Origin of the sequence: Marinococcus halotolerans DSM 16375, assembly GCF_000420725.1 — a bacterium.
GTDB classification, from domain to species: Bacteria; Bacillota; Bacilli; order Bacillales; family Marinococcaceae; genus Marinococcus; species Marinococcus halotolerans.
Genome location: NZ_ATVM01000007.1, coordinates 84761 through 103078 on the forward strand (window position 1 = coordinate 84761; position 18318 = coordinate 103078).

Below are 18318 nucleotides of genomic sequence, written 5' to 3' on the forward strand. Positions count from 1 at the left end.
GGTTTGTCCCATTTTGTCGCAATTATTCCAGTCCGTACTTTTTCAGCTTACGGTAAAGCGTGCTTCTCGCCATTCCAAGCTGTCTGGCTGCAGCAGCCACCCGGCCGCTGCAGGCCTCAAGCGCCTTTTCGATCCGACCGTATTCCATCTGCTCCCGGTACGTAAACCGGCTCGCCTTGACCTGCCGGGATTCCGGAGCGGAAAGAAAAGGATCAAGAAGCACGTCCATCGGCACACTCCCTTCATAGTACGTATACATGCGCTCCAGTACATTAAAAAGCTCCCGGATGTTGCCCGGCCATTCGTAGCCGGCCATCTGGGCGAGCAGCTGTTTCGGCCAGATGGTGCTCCATCCCTGCTTCTCCGAAATGTAGCGGATCAGCTCCGGCAGGTCCTCCATCCGCTGCCTGAGCGGCGGCAGCATGAGCGGATACACATAAATGCGGTAATACAAATCCTCCCGAAACTTTCCTTCCCGAACGAGTTCGGTAATATTTTTGTTGCTTGCGGTAATAAGCCGGAAATTAACCGGGATAGAGTCTCTGCTCCCAACCGGCGTCACCCGTTTTTCCTGCAGCACCCGCAAAAGTGCCACCTGGGCTGCCGGGGAAATTTCAGAGATTTCATCCAGAAAGAGAGTGCCGTTTTTCGCTTCCCGGACTTTCCCCTCGGTTCCTCCCTTTTTAGCCCCGGTAAAAGCACCTCCATCGTAGCCGAAGAGTTCGCTTTCGAGCAGATTTTCCGGAATTGCCCCGCAGTTGACGGCGATAAACGGACCATTTCGGTATTCACTGTTGTCATGCACGAGTCTTGCCATCACTTCCTTGCCGGTGCCGGTCTCACCGAAAAGATGAACGGACACTGACTGTTTGGCAGCCTTTTTCACCTCAGTGATCGTTTGGTCAAAGGCCGGGCTTGCCCCTACGGCTTCTCCGCGGGAGAAAGGCTGTGCTGCCGGAATCTTCTTCTTTTTCACTTCCGGGCGTACAGGCTGATACCGGTAGCCGAGCAGCCGGCGGGTGGCTGCAGAATAGATTGGAACTGCCAGCCGGCTGACCGCCGGTTCTTTTCCCTGCTCCTCCTGCCATTCTGGATGGCGGTACACTTCGGTTCCGTAAGCATTTGTCAGTAAATACGGGGTGAACGTATGCTCGTTTGCGAGGGCGTATTGAAGCAGCTCAATTTCCTGCTGACGGAGCTTTTCCTGCCAGGAGCGCTCAATCGCAAATGCCGCTGAAACGACGGTGCCCATAATCTGTTCCTTCTGCGTAAAACCAAAGGGGCTCGACATATCAAGTACGCCGAGGATGCCTCCTTTGCCGTCGTATACAGGAACGGCTGCGCATTCCCAGCTTTTGGAGGCTTTTGCGTAATGCTCGTCTTTTACAACCGCAATCGGCTCCCCCGTAGAAAGACTGGTGCCGATGGCATTTGTCCCAACAGCCCGGTCGGTCCAGGCAACGCCCTCCCCAAAGTGAATGCTCGAGGCATGAGCAAGAGAGGCTTGATGCCCGTTGATGTACAGCACTTTGCCCTGTTCATCTGTAAGCAGAAGCAAAAGCTTCATGTCCTCACAAAACCCCTGCAGCTGCCGGAGCATTGGATCTGCCGCTTCCAAATACATTTCCCGTTCTTTTTTGTAGGCCAGCCACTCCTTTCGTTCCGGCAGCTGGCCAATCCCTCCAGCTGGATCGACTCCCTCCTGCGTACATGCATGCCATGACTCTGCGATCCGCTTTTCCATCCGTGTACGGTCCAGTATTCCCGTCTCCGACCAACGGTTCCATTCCGCTTTATTCACGATTCGCACCTCTCTTTTGAAAGCGTTTTCTTATGTATAATGTAGCACGCCCTGCCTGGAGAAAAAAGAGCCGGAACATAAAAAAACATCCGGCTTTTGGCCGGATGAGTTATTTCATATAGCGGTATTTGCCTTCAAAATAAACGAGCGGTGCTTCATCCTGGACGGTTACGTTTTCCACGGAACCGATAAACAGCGTATGATCCCCAGCGTCGACTTCATTATACTTCGTGCAGGCAAGCTGGGTGATAGCCCCTTCAATGACCGGGCGGTCTTCAAAACGCTCAAACTTCACTTCTGCGTCCTCTTCTGTCTGGCGGGCAAAATAGCGCGAGACTGCCTCCTGGCCGTTGCCGAGAACGCTGATGGCAAACTGATCTCCCTCCTGCATGTATTCGTGCATCGATGCCGTTTTCGCAACGGAAATGAGGATCAGCTTCGGCTCAAGTGAAACAGACATAAACGCGTTTGCCGTCATGCCGTGGACTGTCCCTTCAAGCTCCGTCGTAAGTACCGTGACACCGGTCGTAAATTTGCCCATGGCTGCTTTAAACAATCGATCATCCATTTGTGCGGCCTCCCTCATTATCAGCTAATCGTTATCCTGCGAGCATTTTAACGTAAATCAGCCCAGAAAACCAGAAAAGCCGCTTCGGCCGCTCCTACCGCGGCATGTGAATCCGGAATTTATACCGGTCTCCGCGGTAGGAGGAAATAACATGTTCAAACGGTTCTCCGTCCGCAGTGTAGGTAGTCCGGGAAATTAACAGCACCGGGGCGCCCGGGGCGATGCCAAGAAGCTCTGCCTCGCGCTCTGACGCAAGGGAAGCTTCAAGGGACTGATCCGCCGAGCCGATCGTAATGCCGTAATCCTGCTCGAGCCGGTTATAGATAGAGCCTGAGGCCGCTTCTTTGCCGAGCCCCGGAAACATCTCTGCATGCAGATAGGAATTTTCAAGCGCCATCGGCTTATTATCGGCGAGCCTGAGCCGCTCCATCCGGTAGACCGACCCGCCTTTCAGCTGAAGGAGTCTGGCGGTTGCCGCGTCCGCTTCCTCCATTTGAAACAGCTGCAGCTCGCTGCTTGCTTTCATGCCGCGCGCTTTCATATCTTCGGTAAAGCTTGTGAGGCCCTGAAGCATCTGTTCAATCTTATGCTCAGCTACAAACGTTCCTTTGCCTTTTTCCCTCGTCAGCAGCTGTTCGCTTACAAGCTCTGTGACCGCCTGGCGGACCGTCATACGGCTCACATCAAATTCTTCAGCAAAAATACGCTCGGACGGAAGCATATAGCCCGGAGGCCATTCGCCGCTCTCAAGCTTTCCGCGGATCATTTCCTGTATCTGGTAATAGATTGGAAGCGGGGATTTTTTATTAATTTTCATATACGGCACCCTCCCGTTTTCACGTTTTCACCCGGTAAATCGCCGCATCACTTCTGCAGGCACATCCTCCAGCGCTTCGTCATCAGCAATCACTGTTACGCTGGAGTGCTTTTTCAGTACGGAAGCCGGGAAATCTTCCTGCACCTCACCGTCCAACAGGCGAAGAAGTGCTTCTTTTTTACGTCTGCCGAATACAAGCAAAAGAATCTCACGGCTTTCCATAATGGTTTCAACCCCCATGGTTACCGCCTGCTTTGGCACGTCTTCGATACGCTCAAAATACCTGGCATTGGCTTCTCTGGTTGACGGCTTCAATTGTACCACATGCGTCCGGCTCGAAAAGGGGGTGCCGGGTTCGTTAAATCCGATGTGTCCGTTTTCGCCAAGGCCGAGAAGCTGCATATCAATGCCTCCCGCTGCAGCGATTTGCTGTTCGTAGCGCCTGCATTCCTGCTCCAGGTCAACGGCTGTCCCGTCCGGAAGATGCGTTTGTTCCGGACGCAGCTGCAGCGGCTGAAAGACTTTGTGCTGCATGTAGGCGTGATAGCTTTGCGGATGGTCCTCCGGCATGCCGGCATATTCATCAAGGTTAAATGTCGTAACCCGGGAAAGGTCGAGGCTTTCGCGGTCGTAGATTTTCTTCAGCTGCTGGTACGTGCCCTCCGGCGTGCCGCCGGTAGCAAGACCAAGCACACTGTCCGGCTTCTGTTGCACTCTCCCGGCGATCATTTCCGCCGCATGCACGCTCAATGCTTCTCTGTCAGTCACGCGGATAAGCTTCACGGCTTCACTTCTCCTTTCTTTTCAGTCGCAGGGACGCTCCCGCGGCACCAGACCTTCTGCACGTGCATACTGTCGTCCATCCAGACAATATCGGCATCTTTACCTGCCTGAATGCTGCCTTTTCGCTCTGCAAGTCCTATTTCATGAGCGGCGTTCCAGGAGGTCATGCGCACTGCTTCCTCGCGGCTGCACCCTGTAAACGCCTGAATGTTGCGGAATCCCTGGTCCATAGCTAGCATGCTGCCGGCAATCGTGCCGTCAGCCAGATACGGCTTATCTCCGGCCACCGTTACCTGCTGGCCGCCGAGATCGTACGAGCCTTCCGGCAGATTTTTAGCCCGCAGGGAATCCGTAATGACGCAGAGCCGGCCGGGCCCGGCTGCCTGATAGGCAAGCCTGACCATATCCGGATGGCTGTGGACACCGTCTGCGATAATTTCAACAGTAAGACCCGGGTTTAACAGCGCGGCAGCAGCAATGCCGGGCTCCCGGTGATGCAGCCCGCTCATGCCGTTGTACAGATGAGTAATGTGCGAAAGCCCGTTCTCTGCTGCCTCGTCTACAAGCGCTTTAGAGGCATTCGAATGTGCAGCAGAAGCGACGACGCCAATGTTTTTCAGGTGAGCAGTCAGCGCAAAGTCCGGGTCATGCTCCGGAGCCAGGGAGACAATCCGGATCGCATTGCCGGATGCACGGCGCCACGTTTCAAACAAATCCACCGAGGCCGGAACCATAAATTCAGCCGGCTGGGCCCCGGCTTTGGATGGTTCAAAAAAAGGACCTTCAACGTGCGCGCCTGCAATTTCCGCCTGCCCGGCCGCCGGCATGGACCGCCGGTGGTCAGCGAGCGCTTCCAGGGCTTTTGTAATATCCTCGCTCTTCTGGGTGATCGTAGTGGGAAGAAACGTCGTTGTACCTTCAGCCGGCAGTACCCGGGCCATCGTTTCCAGTGCCTCCGCGCTGCCGTCCATTGCGTCTGCTCCCTGCACGCCGTGAATATGCATATCAATCATTCCCGGTATAAAGAAGCCCCGGGAACCATCCACCATAACTGCCCCGCGGCGTGTTTCCTCCGGCACCTCCTGCAGGCGGTCCATGTCTCCTGTCCGGTGAATCTCCTGCCCGCGGATCCAGATGAACTGCCCGGTTGAGGTACGGTCTGCGTTTACAATAGTCGCTGAATATATAATAGTATCTTCCACTACGAGTCCCCTCCTTTTCTATATCGTACCAGTATAAAATATAGTTGTCTATACCAATTATGCTGAAAAACAGAAGCCCCCTCCTGCTTTACAGCTGATCCTGAGGCTTCTGGCCATTTAATACCTGCAGCACGTTTTCTGCTGCCCGAAGCGACATATTGTTTTCATTTTCTTCCGTGAAGGAGCCGATATGCGGAAGCGTAACCACATGCGAAAACGCGAGCAGTGGATGATCGGAAGGAACCGGTTCCTCCGAAAATACATCCAGACCGGCACTCCATATCCACCGGTTCCGGAGCGCTTCGACAAGCGCCTCTTCATTCACCACGCCTCCCCGCGACCCATTAATAAATACAGCAGACGACTTCATCCGGCGAAACGCTGCTTCGTCCATTAAATGGTACGTCTCCTCTGTGAGCGGCGTCATCGTGCAGACAAAATCCGACTGCTCGAGCAGCGGCTCAAGTGCTGTCCATTTTGCCCCGTATTTTTCCTCCGCTTCGCGCTTTCGCGAACGGTTATAATATAAAACGTCCATGTCAAAGCCAAAATGGGCCCGTTTGGCAATAGCCTCCCCGATCCGCCCCATGCCGATAATGCCGAGCTTCCGGTGGTGCACATCCACCCCAAAATAATCGTCCGGGAGCGTATTCTGCCACCTTCCGTCTTTCACGTAGCGGTCGGTTTCCGGAATGCGTCTGGCTGCCGCCAGCATCAGGCCGAAAATAGCGTCTGCGGTCGTGTCGTTTAATACTTCCGGCGTATTGGAGGCATATACGCCCCGGGCGTTTAAAGCCTCCAGATCCAGATTATCGTAGCCAACAGAGACGTTGGCGGCAATACGGAGATGAGGGGCCTGTTCCAGAAACGCTGCATCGATTTCATATTCGATACCGATAATGGCTTCAGCCGCAGCCATCGTTTCGCGGAACGCAGGATCGTCGAGCGTTTCGCTGCGTTCGAAGTAACGGACATCACACGCTGCTGCTAATTTTTCACGGGCTTCTCTGCTGACCCGGTTGTAGGCCACGACTATTGGTTTTTCCATACATATTCTCCTTTCGCTCCATTTTCAGTGATTTTCACTGATTGTTCACTGTTTTCTCCTTTATACACTCATTTTCTTTTAAAACGATGTTTTATCTTCGTTTCATCCTGGGAATAGTCCCTGTACAATATTCAAAAGAAAGGGGCATTTTCATGTTATTTATTGAAGCCCGCAAACGTATGCAGGAAGACGCTGTCAAAAACGGAGAACAGCAGGTCAAACAACCAAAGCAGGCCGCAAAGCGGAAATTCCGTAAGCGCAAAAGCAGCTGAAGCCGAACTTCATGATTACAACGTCCTTCAACAGGGTAACTGTTAAATAAGAATTTGAAGATGGAGGACGTTAACTACTATGAGAAAATTAATTAAAATGGCTGTCAAAGTTGGACCTTTTGTTTATCCGTATGTACGAAAATGGTGGAAAAACCGCAAACAAAAGCGCTGAAATTATGAAGCGCTCATATAAACGCTGAAAAGACAGCCGTTCTCGCACACAGAGGGCGGTTCTTCTTATGTCCAAAAACCGCCTCCTCCATGTTCCCCGTACGCCTACTGGCTGCCTTTGCCCCAGGCCTTTTCATTGACGAGCGCTTCCGGTTTTTCTCCTTTAAGGGCCTTTACGCACTGCTCTGCAGCCTCCATGTACATAGCTTCCCGGGTTTCTGTCGTGCCGGTGCCAATATGAGGAAGCAGCGTCACTTCAGGCATCGTGAAAAATGGATGGTCCGATGGCAGCGGCTCCTCTTCAAACACATCAAGGCCTGCCGCGAAAATCTCTTTTTCCTGAAGGGCGTTGATCAGCGCCTGTTCATCCACGACAGACCCGCGCCCGCCGTTTAGAAATACCGCTGTAGATTTCATTTTCCGAAAGGCCTCTGCACCGATCATATGCTTTGTTTCCCTGGTTAACGGCAGCAGGACCATTACCATATCTGACGAAGCGAGCAGATCATCGAGCTGTTCATAGACGGCACCGGTTTCTTTTTCTGCCTGTTCGTGCCGTGAACGGTTATAGTAGCTGACCTCCATCCGGAAGCCTTCCTTTGCGCGGCGGGCGATTTCTTTTCCGATGCCGCCCATGCCAATGATGCCGAGCTTTTTATGGTGAACGTTCAAGCCGAACCACTCCTTCGGTGCGTTCCGGTCCCATTGGCCGCTTTTGACAAGTTCATGCATCTCCATCAGCCGCCGGGAAGCGCCGATCATCAGCCCAAACATTGTGTCTGCCATCGTATCAACAACCGCCGACGGAGTGTTTGTGACCACAATACCATGCTCTGTCAGCAGACCGACGTCGAGGTTATCCACGCCGGCTGAAGCATTACTTACTACCCGAAGCTCCGGTGCCTGCTCCAGCAGCTCCTGATCCACCGGAAGACCCGCTCCGATAAGCGCCTCTGCTTTTGGCAGCACCTCCATAAATTTTTCGCGTTCTTTATTCGGACGGATCACATGAAGCTCTGCGTTTTCTTCCAGGTACTTCCGGACATGCTCCGGGGGATTCGTATAGGCAATAATAACAGACATGCAGATATGCTCCTTTGCGTACGTATTTTTTGTTGAAGCATTTGTTTTATCCCGGGCTTCACCGGGAATGGTCCCAGTACGAACCTAATACAGGAGGTATTCATTTATGGCAGATAAAAAAGGCTTCAGCGATAAAGTAAAGGGCGCTGTTAATAAAGTAAAAGGTGAAGCAAAGGATCAGGCAGGCAATGCCAAGGACGATCCGAAAATGCAGCGCGACGCCAAGAAAGATAAGGTAAAAGGCGAAGTGCAGAACAAAGCCGGCGACGCCAAGAGGCAGAACGAGGAAAAATAAGCAGTATTGGTAAAGCCGGAATCCTAAGCATTCCGGCTTTTTACGATATTCCGAGCTCCTGCAGCATTTCCTTCACCGTAGCGGCCGTCCGCAGATAGGAAAGCGAAATGTTCTGCGACGTGAACGCCATTGAAAGCTCCGGCCTGATCCCGGTCACAATCAGCTCCGAGCCAAGCAGGCGGAGCAGATGATGCAGATTCATAATGCCGTCGGCCACCTGTTCGTCATACTCGTCCATGCCGGAAAGATCGAGAATCAGTTTTTCATAATGAATGTTCCCGTACGTTTCAGAAATCTTGTGAAAGATCATTTCAAACCGTTCATAGGACAAATCCCCAATCACCGGTAGCACAGAGATCTTTTCTGTGATCGGCACGATTGGCGTTGAGAGCCGGTCTACCTGGCGTTCGCTTCTGTCCAGGTCGTCTTCGTATTTTTTCTGCCGGGTGATGTCGCGCTGGACGCCAAGAAAATACAGACGGTTCTCCATATAAATGGGCTCAATGTAAATTTCATTCCAAAACGGCGTGCCGTCTTTTTTGAAATTTTCGAGCTCAAGGACGTATTCCTCCCGGGCAGCCACGGCCCGTTTCATATTTTCTATTGCCCGCTCGTCCCGGTTTTCCCCCTGGAGAAACCGGCAGTTGTACCCTACGCTTTCTTCATATGTGTAACCGGTAACATCGGTAAAGCCCCGGTTTACATAAACGATAGGGTTATCCTCCTTGTTCGGATCTGTAATAACCAGTCCGACCTTCGAATGATCGATCGCTTTTAAAATTAACGAGTTTTCCAAGACATCATCGTTAAACTCATCCATGACGCGTGCAGCCCTTTCCCAGTTCAAGTGTTTATTATGTACCTCATATCTGCTATTCCTTTTTTATACTGCGCTGTAAACTTCCAATTTTCTTCTCCCGGTACATTCTTTTTCCATTATAATAGAGACACGATTTTAAAGAAATTGCTCCCGTTGTAAGTTTAAAAAAAACGGGTATGCAGTGCGTAAGCAGTTTCTGTGAAAAAATTGTCGTTTAAAGGAGCTTCGATATGTACGATTATATCATTATCGGCGGCGGAATCATCGGACTTGCTGCAGCCTATGCGCTGCTTGAAGAAGAACCCGGCGCCGGAGTAGTCGTTTTAGAAAAAGAATCCCATCTGGCCTCGCATCAGACAGGCCGGAACAGCGGCGTTATTCATTCCGGCATCTATTACCGCCCCGGGAGCCTGAAGGCTGTTCTTACAGAAAAGGGACGGAAATCGCTCGCTGCTTTCTGCGACCAGCACGGGGTTGACTATACTATTTGCGGGAAGATCATTGCCGCCAGGGACGAAAATGAATTACTGCAGCTGCGGAAGCTCTATGAACGCGGCAGACAAAACGGCCTGCAGCCGCGCTACCTGTCGCTTGAAGAGCTTGCAGAAAGAGAGCCGTACGTAAGCGCCCAGCACGCGCTGCTTGTGCCCGAAACCGGCATCGTCGACTACGGCGAGGTGGCCCAGGCTCTTGCGGCCGAAATCCGCAGACGGGGCGGTGATATCCTGATCGGACAGCAGGCCGAACAAATTCAGGAAGCCGAACAGAGCGTGAGCGTCACTACCCCGGACCAGACCTTTACCGGCCGGAAGCTCATCAACTGCGGCGGGCTGCACAGTGATAAAATTGCCCGCATGGCCGGTTACCATACAGATGTCCGTATTGTCCCGTTCCGCGGGGAATACTACACCCTTGCTCCGGAGGCGGAACACAAAGTCTCCTGGCTCGTCTATCCGGTACCGGATCCGGCCTTTCCTTTTCTCGGCGTTCATTTCACCCGTATGAGCCAGGGCGGCGTAGAGGCCGGACCAAATGCCGTATTAAGCTTCGAGCGGGAAGGATACGGAAAAATGGCTGTAAATCCGGCAGAGGCCTGGGAGCACCTCCGGTCCCCCGGACTGATGAAGCTTGCTTCCCGGTACTGGAAGGAAGGAGCGCGGGAATACGTGCGTTCGTTTTCGAAGCAGGCATTTACCGCAGAGCTGCAGCAGTTGATTCCTTCTCTTACAGCCGATGAGCTTGTACCTGGCGAATCAGGGGTGCGCGCCCAGGCCCTTCAGGAAGACGGGACGCTGATGGACGACTTCTTTTTCATTACAGGAGCCCGCAGCCTGCACGTATTAAATGCCCCGTCGCCCGCGGCAACAGCTTCGCTTGAAATCGGAAAAACGATAGCCCGAAAAGTGAAAGGATGACTCTCTTATGACATTGTTTACCGGTATTGATCATGTACAGCTTGCTGCCCCGCCGGAAAGCGAGGAACAAGCCCGCCACTTTTTTCATACCATCCTCGGCATGCCCGAGATACCAAAGCCCGAAGATCTAGCCAAACGAGGCGGTGTTTGGTTTGACTGCGGCGGCCTCGAGGTTCATATTGGTGTCGAAGAGCCGTTTTCTCCGGCCCGCAAGGCCCATCCGGCGCTCCGCGTGCACAGCCTCGAGCTTGCCAGAGAACGCCTGCAGGAGTTTAACTGGCCCGTAAAGCCCGAACAGCCGCTGAACGGCTCTCCCCGCTTTTATACGGAGGACCCGTTTGGCAACCGCATCGAACTGATTGAAAGGTAGTAAAAAGCCCCCGGCATTTACCGCCGGGGGCTTCTAATATCAGCTTTACAGACTGAGCATTTTCACCGAGTTTGGGTGCAGCTCTTCCTTTAATTGCTCATACATTGTCGTTGCGCAGTCTTTTCCTTCCAAGATTAATTCCTCTTTCGCCTCACGGCCTTTATAATTCTTTAGTGAAATCTCATGGCCGTCCTGGTCTACTGCAATCAGCATATACCTTTGTTTCATGGATGCTCCCCCTTTTCTCTTCCCTCTCTTTATGCAGCCGTAGTGTTTTTCATCTGTTTATATACGTCGTCTCTGTCTACTGGTTGTTTGTTTAAGGTTAAATGGGCTGTCAGAGATATTATTTTCCCGCATACCGCCCGGTGTAAACTTTCCCCGCTTATGACTATCTGCTTATAACCTCTGGTTTTCTTTAACGCCGTTGCGGGTACATAGTCTTTAAGTCAATTAGTATATACCGCTCTTATTCATGTTATTTATTATACGCCGAGGGAGTGAAATACGATGGATTACTCCATGTCGCGTCAGGTTATTTACTGCTCGATCACAAAACAAAGGGTGCTTCACGAATTATCCTACGTTTATAAAGACGGCGTGTTTGACTCTGTTGCTACGTGCACGGGAGTGTCAGAAGCCTGCGCGGATTGTCCTCTGCTGGAGTTCAACCGCGCATACGAAGCAGCACCCACGCCCCGGAAACAACTCGTCAGTGGATGATATCTCTGTTCATAAAAAATCTTCCTTCCCACTCGCGCGTGGTCAGGAAGATTTCTTTTGTTTATTTTTATAATAGCGCAGGGTTTTCTGGGTATCATTTAAATCCCGCATCAGCCGGTAGGGCTTGCTTGCCAGCCGGAACGGCATCCGTACGACAAACGGAGTTCTGCTTTCCTTGTACTCCTCTGTTAAACGAGTAGGCTTCGTAGTCACGCGGTCATACACTTCGCTGTACCATTCCTTCATAATATCACGGTTTAGTGTGAGCTCCCGGCCGCACGTGCGGCATTCCATGCTGTACACATCCCCATTAATATATTCCACGTTGTGGGGCGTCTCTTCCTTACAATGAGCGCACTGTAAGTAAATAAGCTCCTTACGTTTTTTCATCGCTTCAGCCCCTCCTTTACTTATTGCTCTTTTATTATACCACGATTTGAAGACGTAAAAAGAAGCTGCCGCTAATTTCAGCAGCGCTTCCTTCTCAATTTATTTCCACTCGTGATCCTGCATTTTCCTAAGACGCCAGATCGTTGATTCTACTGTCTGCTCCACGTCCTGGTACGTAATAACCTCCCCTTTTCTTACAGCACGGGTCATTCGTACATTTTTGTCCACCAGGCCAATTGGAAGCGCCCCTTTTTCCTTTGCTTCCCGGGCTTCCATTACCGTGCCGTAAATGGTGAAGCCGCCAATCGAATCCAGATGCTCATCCACCTCCAGATCGCGCTTCGCCACAGCCACTGTTTCAGCAATATGGCCGGCGTCGGGAGCGATCGTCGCCTGGCCGTCCAGGAACGCCCGTGCCACAGAAAGCGGCGTTTCCAGGCTCGTAAGGTGATACGGCCGGTACAGCACGTAGTTTGGTCCGTCTCCCATTTTTAAATATTTCATTTCCGCGTTCACTTCCTCCATGTCAGAAGCAACGATGGCAAACACGCCCGGGGCGATGCCGTTAATGTATTCCACAATATGCTGTTTGTCGACTTTGCCTCCCTGCTCCCGCAGCTGGAAGAGCTCCGGCAGATCGGCGACCCCGGCTTCGAAGCCGTTCATGCCCGGCTTCTCCGGCACAAAGCCGGTGGCGTTCGCCACAGCATTCATCTCCACCATCGTTTTCGTGCCGTCCTGGAAGGAGGCAAGCATTTTTGGGCTCGATCCCTTCTCTCTGGCTTCCGCTGCTGCGGTGTCGGGATTCGCTTCAACATTTAACGGGTTGTTTTTGCCTTTACCAAGCGCCACCACCTCAAAGCCAATTGCATCGGCAAAATCGTACAGCTCCATAATCGCTCCCGGCTCGTCTCCTGCCGACCCGGTGTATACAACGCCGCTTGCATCCGCCATCCGCTTCAGCAGCGGCCCGACAGTAACATCCGCCTCGACGTTCAGCATGACGATATGCTTCCGGCTCAAAATCGCGTTCCAGGCAATTTCTGCTCCAATGTTCGGCACCCCGGTCGCATCCACGACAACGTCCACTTCCTCGAGTGCGCATACGAGCAGTGCTTTGGTGGAAGCCACCACTTTGTTCATGCGGATAGCCTGCGAGGCTTCTTCTTTATCGTTAGTAGAAACAATATTTCCCCGCTCAATGCCGGCATGCCCGTATGCGTTAATGACGTTATCTTCATTTATGTCCGCGGTAATGACAACCCGCATGCCCTTCATGTTTTCAATCTGCGCGATCATGCCGCGTCCCATCTGGCCGGCGCCGACAAGACCCACCTTAATGTAGCGGCCCTCTTTTTCGAGCGCCTGCAGCTTCCGGTTAATTCCTATCATTGCTCTCCACTCCTATCCAGCTTTATTTTTTACGAAATACGATGGTGCTTCCCACCTGTATCGCAGGCAGCGGTTTGGCTTCTATACAGACCGTCCCCGGGAGATCTGAATTTGTCTCCCCGTTAAACTGAAAGGTCGCATGCCCGAGATCCCGCAGCGTTTCGTTCGCTTTACCGCCAACAAACGTCAGGGAAAACACTTCTCCGTCAATGACCAGCTCATCCCCGGCTTCCAGATCCCCGTTTAACCCTTCGGCGTTATGCACAAAGCTGATGTCGTACAAATCCTTGGGGGCTGTTTCGTTGAATAAAATCATCATGCCATCGTCCATCAGCATCTGGGCGTCCTCTCCAATGCCGACTACGGTGGCTGTAAATACCTCTGTTTTCATCTGCACGGTCACTCCTCCTAAGAAATACAGAGCGGGCAGCACGTGCCCGCCGTTTTTATTTTTATGAATACAGGCCGAAGCTGAAAAGATAAGCGATCACAACGGCAAGCGGGCCGGTAATAACCCTTGAAAACAGGACGGCCGGTACGCCGACGGAAATGGTCTCCGGCTCCGCCTCGCCGAGCGTCAGGCCAACCGGTACAAAGTCCGCCCCCACCTGCGGATTAATGGCGAAAAGAGCTGGAAGCGCCATCGCCGGCGGAATGTTTCCCATGCCAATCTGGGTACCGATAAGCACCCCGACCACCTGGGCAATAACAGCACCAGGACCGAGCAGCGGAGATAAAATTGGAATCGCACATATAAAGGATAAAAGCAGCAGCCCGAAAATATTACTGGCAAGCGGCGATACAAAGTTTGCGATCAGGTCACCAATGCCGGTGAATGTGATAATCCCGATAATCGTACTGACAAAAGCCATAAACGGGAGAATGTTCCGGATGACTGTATCAATCGTTTCACGCCCCGCCTGGAAGAAGACGCTTACCACGTTCCCGACGGCACGGCCGATACGTTCGATAATATTTGCCTTTTTCGGCCCCGTTCCCTTTGCTTTCATTTTTGCGTCGTCTTTAACCTGCCTGGCCACGTCCCGGTCCATCAAGGAGCTGTACGGGGAAGCTTTGTCCTCTGCTTCCGCTTCGGCAGCCGGCACCTCGTCCTCACTGATAGCCTTCATGTCTCTTTCAGCTACACCCGAGACAAAATTCTCTTCGTTAATATACTGCGCCAGCGGCCCGGCCGGTGACGTGCCGTGAATATTGACCGTCAGCACGCCCATTTTCGGGTAGACCCCGCAGCGTGCGGTGCCCCCGCAGTCAATAACCGCTGCGGCGATGTTTTCTTTATCATAGGAGGCTTTGAACCCATCCACCGCTTCGCCGCCTGAGAGCTCCGCCAGGCGCTCGGCGACGGGGTGAATACCGCCGCCGGTTACCGACATAATATACCTTTTTTGATCATTTGGATGAATGACGAGCGGGCCTCCCCAGCCGCCTCTTCCCTTCGTTACCTCTACCGGTTTATATTCAGCCATTATTCTTCCCTCGCTTTTTCTTTTAAATTTTCATTTATGCGCTGGCGCTTTTTTCCGTGGAACCATCTTCTGTATTAGCTGCCTGACGTCTGAGCATAATGGCGGTGATCCATTCGGTTACCACGCCGCGGATTAATATAACGATCAGACCGACAATAAAGAAGCGGATAGCAAGCGGGCCGGCAGACAGACCAAGTGTTGTAATACCTGCTGATATTCCTGTGTAGACGAAAAGCTCGGCCGGGTTCGCGTGAGGAAACAAACCGGTAATTGGATGCACAAACGATACGGCAGAGTCGTAAAACGCCGGCTTCTGACGCTCCGGCAGGAAGCGTCCAAAGGTGTAGCACATCGGGTTGGTTAAGAAAAACACGGCCAGGACCGGAAACAGCGTATAGCGGAGAAAGAAATATTTGGTGCTCTTCTGGGCCAGCGAGTAAATCCGTTCTTCGCCGATGAATTTAATCATGGCGTTCACGGCAAGAATTAAACATATGAGTGTCGGAATAATACCTGTAACGAGCCCGACAAACGTTTCACCGCCTGCCTGGAACATGCCGATAAAGCCTTCTGCGAGCGTTACTAAGAAATCCATTTGTTATCCCCCTTTTTGTGTTTACGCTTTTGTTCTGCAAGAATCTGCTGGGCTGCCATCAGATGAGCCCGCTTCGGATGCTTCTTTTTCCCGGCAGCGCCTTCGGCCTCCCACTGTTTTTTTAAGTCATGGATGCTTTCACCCATCAGCTCCGGCGCTTCGGCGAATCTGGCGAACACCGTCACTCCTCTCATAATCCTGGCATCGATCACCGTTCCTGCCTCATTGGTTACGAGCAGAAGCACCGTGCCAATGCCAAGCAGGCGTTTATCAATGCCTGTACCGAGATATCCTGAAGGGCGTCTGCCCATCGAAGCAATCATGTTGTTATAGTATTTCATCTGGCGGAAGGTCAGATAAAATTGAATCAGCCATATGACGACAAACGCAGCGATAAAATAACCCCACATCCTCACCCCTCCTTTACATTTGTAACAACTTGTAACCTTTGTAACCATATTAAAGCGTTTTCATACAGCCGTCAATCTATTTTTCAGATATTTTAAAAATTTATTTTTGTGCGGGTTTCCCGGAATAATTGGCAATTATTTCTTTTATTTTACATATGTTCTTAATTACACATTTGTTCATACATATATTAAAAAAATATGCCAACGGCTTTATTGGCATAAAAAAATGGCTCCTTTGACAGGAGCCAGGCGCACGTTATTCGGTTAAGGCTTCTGCAATTTGATTATCCACGATCAGCACATCCAGATAGCCGCCCTTTAATGCAGCTTCAATACCGAGAACTTTATGGGACCCCTGGGCTACGCCGACGACTTCGGGAATACTTTTGATTTCCTCAAGCGTGAGGCCAATGACCCGGTTGTTGATCGGGTGATCCACGCCGTGGCCGAGGGCGTCGAAAAACTTCGAGCTGATGTCTCCGACTGCTCCGGCTTTTCGGAGCGTGACGATATCTTCCTCCTGCAGGTATCCCATCGTTTCCATTGTGGAATGCTGCAGCGGGTTGCCGAGGCCAACGAGGGCAAGCTCTACGTTCCTGCCTTCCTCAAGCACCTGGGCAATGTCCTTGGACTGTACGAGGCGTTCCTTCAGGTCGTCGGTTTCGACCATGGCCGGGGCATACAGATACGAGCAGGAGGCATTCATTTTCTGCGCAAAGTGAAACGCCAGCTGATTGGAATGCAGATGCACGTATTTGTTTCCCATTCCTCCGATCAGCGGCGTAATCTGAATGTCTCGATGCTCGACGTACGGATACTCTTCAATCAGTGAGCGAAGCGTTGTGCCCCAGGAAATGCCGATCCGCTTTACCTGCTCCGATCTCTTGGCCACATAGGAAGCGGCCGCTTTTCCGATCAGGCGTTTACCGAGATCAGGTGTGAATCCTGTCGTTGAGACAACCACCGCTTCTTTCAGCCCGTACTTTTTTTCAAGCTTCTGCTCCAGGTCGACGGTATGCACACTTTCATCTTTAATATATATTTCAACAATGCCTTCATCCCGGGCCCGCTGCAGCATTTTGGAAATGACCGGGCGGGAAACGCCCTGCTTTTTGGCGATCTGCGCCTGGGTCCATCCGTCAAAATGATACAGCTTTGCTACTTTTACGGTTTCTCTTTTTTCTTCCCAGTTGAGCATAATTCTTCCCTCTATTCCATAAATTCATCTGATGCCAGTATATCACTCCCTGCCAAAAAACTATATACGCTTACATCGCTTTTTATTGATGGATCGGACGTCCGACAAGCGCAGATGCCCCTTCAAACATTGCTTCTGAGAGCGACGGATGCGCATGCACCTGACTGCTCCATTCTTCAGCTGTGCCCTCCAGATGGATATAGGCTGCGGGCTCTCCAATCATTTCGGTAACATGCGGGCCGGCCATCACCACTCCGAGAATTTCACCGAACATTTCCCGGGAAATGATTTTAACAAAGCCCCGGGACTCTCCCATCGTCATTGCTTTGGCGTTGCCCCGCAGCGGCACAGTTTTTACTTTAACATCGCTGTACATCTGCTTTGCCTCCTGCTCGGACAGCCCGACCGAGGCTATTTCCGGAAAGGTGTAAATGCACCGCGGCACGAGCGAGAGATCCATGGAAGGAGCCGCGCCTGCAGCATGCTCCGCTGCAATAACGCCCTCGGCACTTGCCGCATGGGCAAGCTGCCAGCCGCCGACAATGTCTCCTGCAGCATAAATTCCCGGCACTGATGTCTGCATAGAACCATCAACCGCTACGAAACGGCCGTCCATACGTAAATGGAGATCTTCAGCAGCAGCGATAACCGGCGCACGTCCGGTGGAGATGAGCAGCAGATCTGTGGTAAGCTGCCGGCTGTTCCCGGAGGCGTCCTGCACACTGACGACTGCCTGCTCTCCCTGCTGCTTGACAGAAGTAACCGAGGTGCCGGCAAGAATAGTCACCCCTGCCTCTTCCAACGCCCCGGCCAGCATTTTTGCAGCGTCTTCATCCTCCTGCGGGATCAGTCGTTCAGCTGCTTCAACAACCGTCACCTGCACGCCAAGCGACTGATACAAACAGGCATATTCAGTACCAATAAATCCTCCTCCGACAATGGTCATCGATGCCGGAAGTGAATGGCGTTCATAAATGGTGTCGCTCGTGTAATACTCGCTCTCTTCAAGGCCCGGAATAGGAGGAACCGCCGGCACGGAGCCGGAAGCAATGATTACCGCTCTTCCGGCCACCACTGTTTCCTTTCCGTCCGTGCCGGTGACCGTCACCTTTTTATTCGAATGAACCGCCCCGCGCCCCTGAAATACCTGGATGCGGCCTTTTTTCATCAGCGACTGAACACCCTGGCGGAGCTGCTGAATCACCTGGTTCTTCCGCTCAAGCATCTCTTCGTAGCGCAGATGAAAGCCTTCCACCTGGATCCCGTATTTTGAAGCGTTTCGTACGTAGTTTACTGCTTCTGCGCTCTGCAGAAGTGTTTTAGACGGTATGCATCCCCGGTTCAGGCATGTGCCCCCGAGCTCGCGCTCCTCCACGAGGGCGGTGGACTGGCCAAGGCCCGAAGCCCGGAGCGCAGCTACATAGCCTGCCGGCCCTCCGCCGACAATTACCTGGTCAAACGTTTCCATCGGTCCACCT

21 protein-coding genes are annotated in these 18318 nt (G+C 52.2%); 4 read left to right on the forward strand and 17 right to left on the reverse strand.

The window, feature by feature from the left end; all coding sequences use genetic code 11:
- Positions 1 to 22 precede the first annotated feature (22 nt).
- From G548_RS0107160 to G548_RS0107195, 7 genes are all read right to left on the reverse strand, one after another.
- Positions 23 to 1801: a sigma-54-dependent Fis family transcriptional regulator gene (locus G548_RS0107160; RefSeq protein ID WP_051143846.1), complete on the reverse strand. Its 1779-nt coding sequence runs from the start codon at positions 1799 to 1801 to the stop codon at positions 23 to 25.
- A gap of 109 nt (positions 1802 to 1910) precedes the next feature.
- Positions 1911 to 2369 carry a flavin reductase family protein gene (locus tag G548_RS0107165; RefSeq protein ID WP_022793478.1) on the reverse strand — a complete coding sequence of 153 codons (459 nt, stop codon included), beginning with the start codon at positions 2367 to 2369 and terminating at the stop codon, positions 1911 to 1913.
- 94 nt (positions 2370 to 2463) lie between these two features.
- A complete protein-coding gene (locus tag G548_RS0107170; protein ID WP_022793479.1) occupies positions 2464 to 3186 on the reverse strand; it encodes a GntR family transcriptional regulator in 723 nt (240 codons plus the stop codon).
- Positions 3187 to 3213: 27 nt separating this feature from the next.
- Positions 3214 to 3969, reverse strand: coding sequence for a glucosamine-6-phosphate deaminase (gene nagB, locus G548_RS0107175; RefSeq protein ID WP_022793480.1), 756 nt, complete (start codon positions 3967 to 3969; stop codon positions 3214 to 3216).
- Positions 3966 to 5171 (reverse strand): N-acetylglucosamine-6-phosphate deacetylase, encoded by a 1206-nt coding sequence (gene nagA, locus G548_RS0107180; RefSeq protein WP_022793481.1) that lies wholly within the window; start codon positions 5169 to 5171, stop codon positions 3966 to 3968. The genes nagB and nagA overlap by 4 nt, the downstream gene beginning before the upstream one ends.
- Before the next feature lie 88 nt (positions 5172 to 5259).
- On the reverse strand, positions 5260 to 6219 hold the full coding sequence (locus G548_RS0107185) for a 2-hydroxyacid dehydrogenase (RefSeq protein WP_022793482.1): 960 nt from the start codon (positions 6217 to 6219) through the stop codon (positions 5260 to 5262).
- A 548-nt stretch (positions 6220 to 6767) separates the two neighbouring features.
- Positions 6768 to 7745 carry a 2-hydroxyacid dehydrogenase gene (locus G548_RS0107195; RefSeq protein WP_022793484.1) on the reverse strand — a complete coding sequence of 326 codons (978 nt, stop codon included), beginning with the start codon at positions 7743 to 7745 and terminating at the stop codon, positions 6768 to 6770.
- 106 nt (positions 7746 to 7851) lie between these two features.
- On the opposite strand from G548_RS0107195, the gene G548_RS0107200 reads away from it, so the two are divergent.
- Positions 7852 to 8040 carry a CsbD family protein gene (locus tag G548_RS0107200; RefSeq protein ID WP_022793485.1) on the forward strand — a complete coding sequence of 63 codons (189 nt, stop codon included), beginning with the start codon at positions 7852 to 7854 and terminating at the stop codon, positions 8038 to 8040.
- A 40-nt stretch (positions 8041 to 8080) separates the two neighbouring features.
- On the opposite strand, the gene ytvA is transcribed toward G548_RS0107200, so the two are convergent.
- The gene (gene ytvA, locus G548_RS0107205; protein ID WP_022793486.1) at positions 8081 to 8860 is read right to left on the reverse strand and encodes a YtvA family blue-light photoreceptor; all 780 of its coding nucleotides are present in this window, start codon (positions 8858 to 8860) and stop codon (positions 8081 to 8083) included.
- A 230-nt stretch (positions 8861 to 9090) separates the two neighbouring features.
- Here ytvA and lhgO point away from each other — a divergent pair, with 230 nt between their 5' ends.
- Both lhgO and G548_RS0107215 read left to right on the forward strand, forming a co-directional pair.
- A complete protein-coding gene (lhgO, locus tag G548_RS0107210) occupies positions 9091 to 10275 on the forward strand; it encodes an L-2-hydroxyglutarate oxidase (RefSeq protein ID WP_022793487.1) in 1185 nt (394 codons plus the stop codon).
- A gap of 7 nt (positions 10276 to 10282) precedes the next feature.
- Positions 10283 to 10645 carry a VOC family protein gene (locus G548_RS0107215; RefSeq protein WP_022793488.1) on the forward strand — a complete coding sequence of 121 codons (363 nt, stop codon included), beginning with the start codon at positions 10283 to 10285 and terminating at the stop codon, positions 10643 to 10645.
- Between the two features lie 45 nt (positions 10646 to 10690).
- Here G548_RS0107215 and G548_RS0107220 read toward each other — a convergent pair whose 3' ends face one another.
- A complete protein-coding gene (locus tag G548_RS0107220) occupies positions 10691 to 10873 on the reverse strand; it encodes a hypothetical protein (protein ID WP_022793489.1) in 183 nt (60 codons plus the stop codon).
- A gap of 282 nt (positions 10874 to 11155) precedes the next feature.
- On the opposite strand from G548_RS0107220, the gene G548_RS19160 reads away from it, so the two are divergent.
- Complete coding sequence (locus G548_RS19160; protein WP_156847915.1) at positions 11156 to 11368, forward strand: hypothetical protein; 213 nt, start codon at positions 11156 to 11158, stop codon at positions 11366 to 11368.
- 42 nt (positions 11369 to 11410) lie between these two features.
- On the opposite strand, the gene G548_RS0107225 is transcribed toward G548_RS19160, so the two are convergent.
- The 8 genes from G548_RS0107225 to lpdA all read right to left on the reverse strand — a co-directional run bounded on the left by G548_RS0107225 (position 11411) and on the right by lpdA (position 18308).
- Positions 11411 to 11758 carry a hypothetical protein gene (locus G548_RS0107225; protein WP_022793490.1) on the reverse strand — a complete coding sequence of 116 codons (348 nt, stop codon included), beginning with the start codon at positions 11756 to 11758 and terminating at the stop codon, positions 11411 to 11413.
- Between the two features lie 99 nt (positions 11759 to 11857).
- Positions 11858 to 13150 (reverse strand): NAD(P)H-dependent oxidoreductase, encoded by a 1293-nt coding sequence (locus G548_RS0107230; RefSeq protein WP_022793491.1) that lies wholly within the window; start codon positions 13148 to 13150, stop codon positions 11858 to 11860.
- A 22-nt stretch (positions 13151 to 13172) separates the two neighbouring features.
- Positions 13173 to 13541 carry a PTS glucitol/sorbitol transporter subunit IIA gene (locus G548_RS0107235; protein ID WP_156847917.1) on the reverse strand — a complete coding sequence of 123 codons (369 nt, stop codon included), beginning with the start codon at positions 13539 to 13541 and terminating at the stop codon, positions 13173 to 13175.
- Between the two features lie 61 nt (positions 13542 to 13602).
- Positions 13603 to 14637: a PTS glucitol/sorbitol transporter subunit IIB gene (gene srlE / locus G548_RS0107240; protein WP_022793493.1), complete on the reverse strand. Its 1035-nt coding sequence runs from the start codon at positions 14635 to 14637 to the stop codon at positions 13603 to 13605.
- A gap of 34 nt (positions 14638 to 14671) precedes the next feature.
- On the reverse strand, positions 14672 to 15232 hold the full coding sequence (gene srlA, locus G548_RS0107245; protein WP_022793494.1) for a PTS glucitol/sorbitol transporter subunit IIC: 561 nt from the start codon (positions 15230 to 15232) through the stop codon (positions 14672 to 14674).
- Positions 15220 to 15642 carry a transcriptional regulator GutM gene (locus G548_RS18735; RefSeq protein WP_022793495.1) on the reverse strand — a complete coding sequence of 141 codons (423 nt, stop codon included), beginning with the start codon at positions 15640 to 15642 and terminating at the stop codon, positions 15220 to 15222. Before G548_RS18735 ends, srlA begins: the two co-directional genes overlap by 13 nt.
- A 256-nt stretch (positions 15643 to 15898) precedes the next feature.
- Positions 15899 to 16840: a sugar-binding transcriptional regulator gene (locus G548_RS0107260; RefSeq protein ID WP_022793497.1), complete on the reverse strand. Its 942-nt coding sequence runs from the start codon at positions 16838 to 16840 to the stop codon at positions 15899 to 15901.
- Positions 16841 to 16922: 82 nt separating this feature from the next.
- On the reverse strand, positions 16923 to 18308 hold the full coding sequence (gene lpdA / locus G548_RS0107265; protein ID WP_022793498.1) for a dihydrolipoyl dehydrogenase: 1386 nt from the start codon (positions 18306 to 18308) through the stop codon (positions 16923 to 16925).
- Between the last annotated feature and the right edge of the window lie 10 nt (positions 18309 to 18318).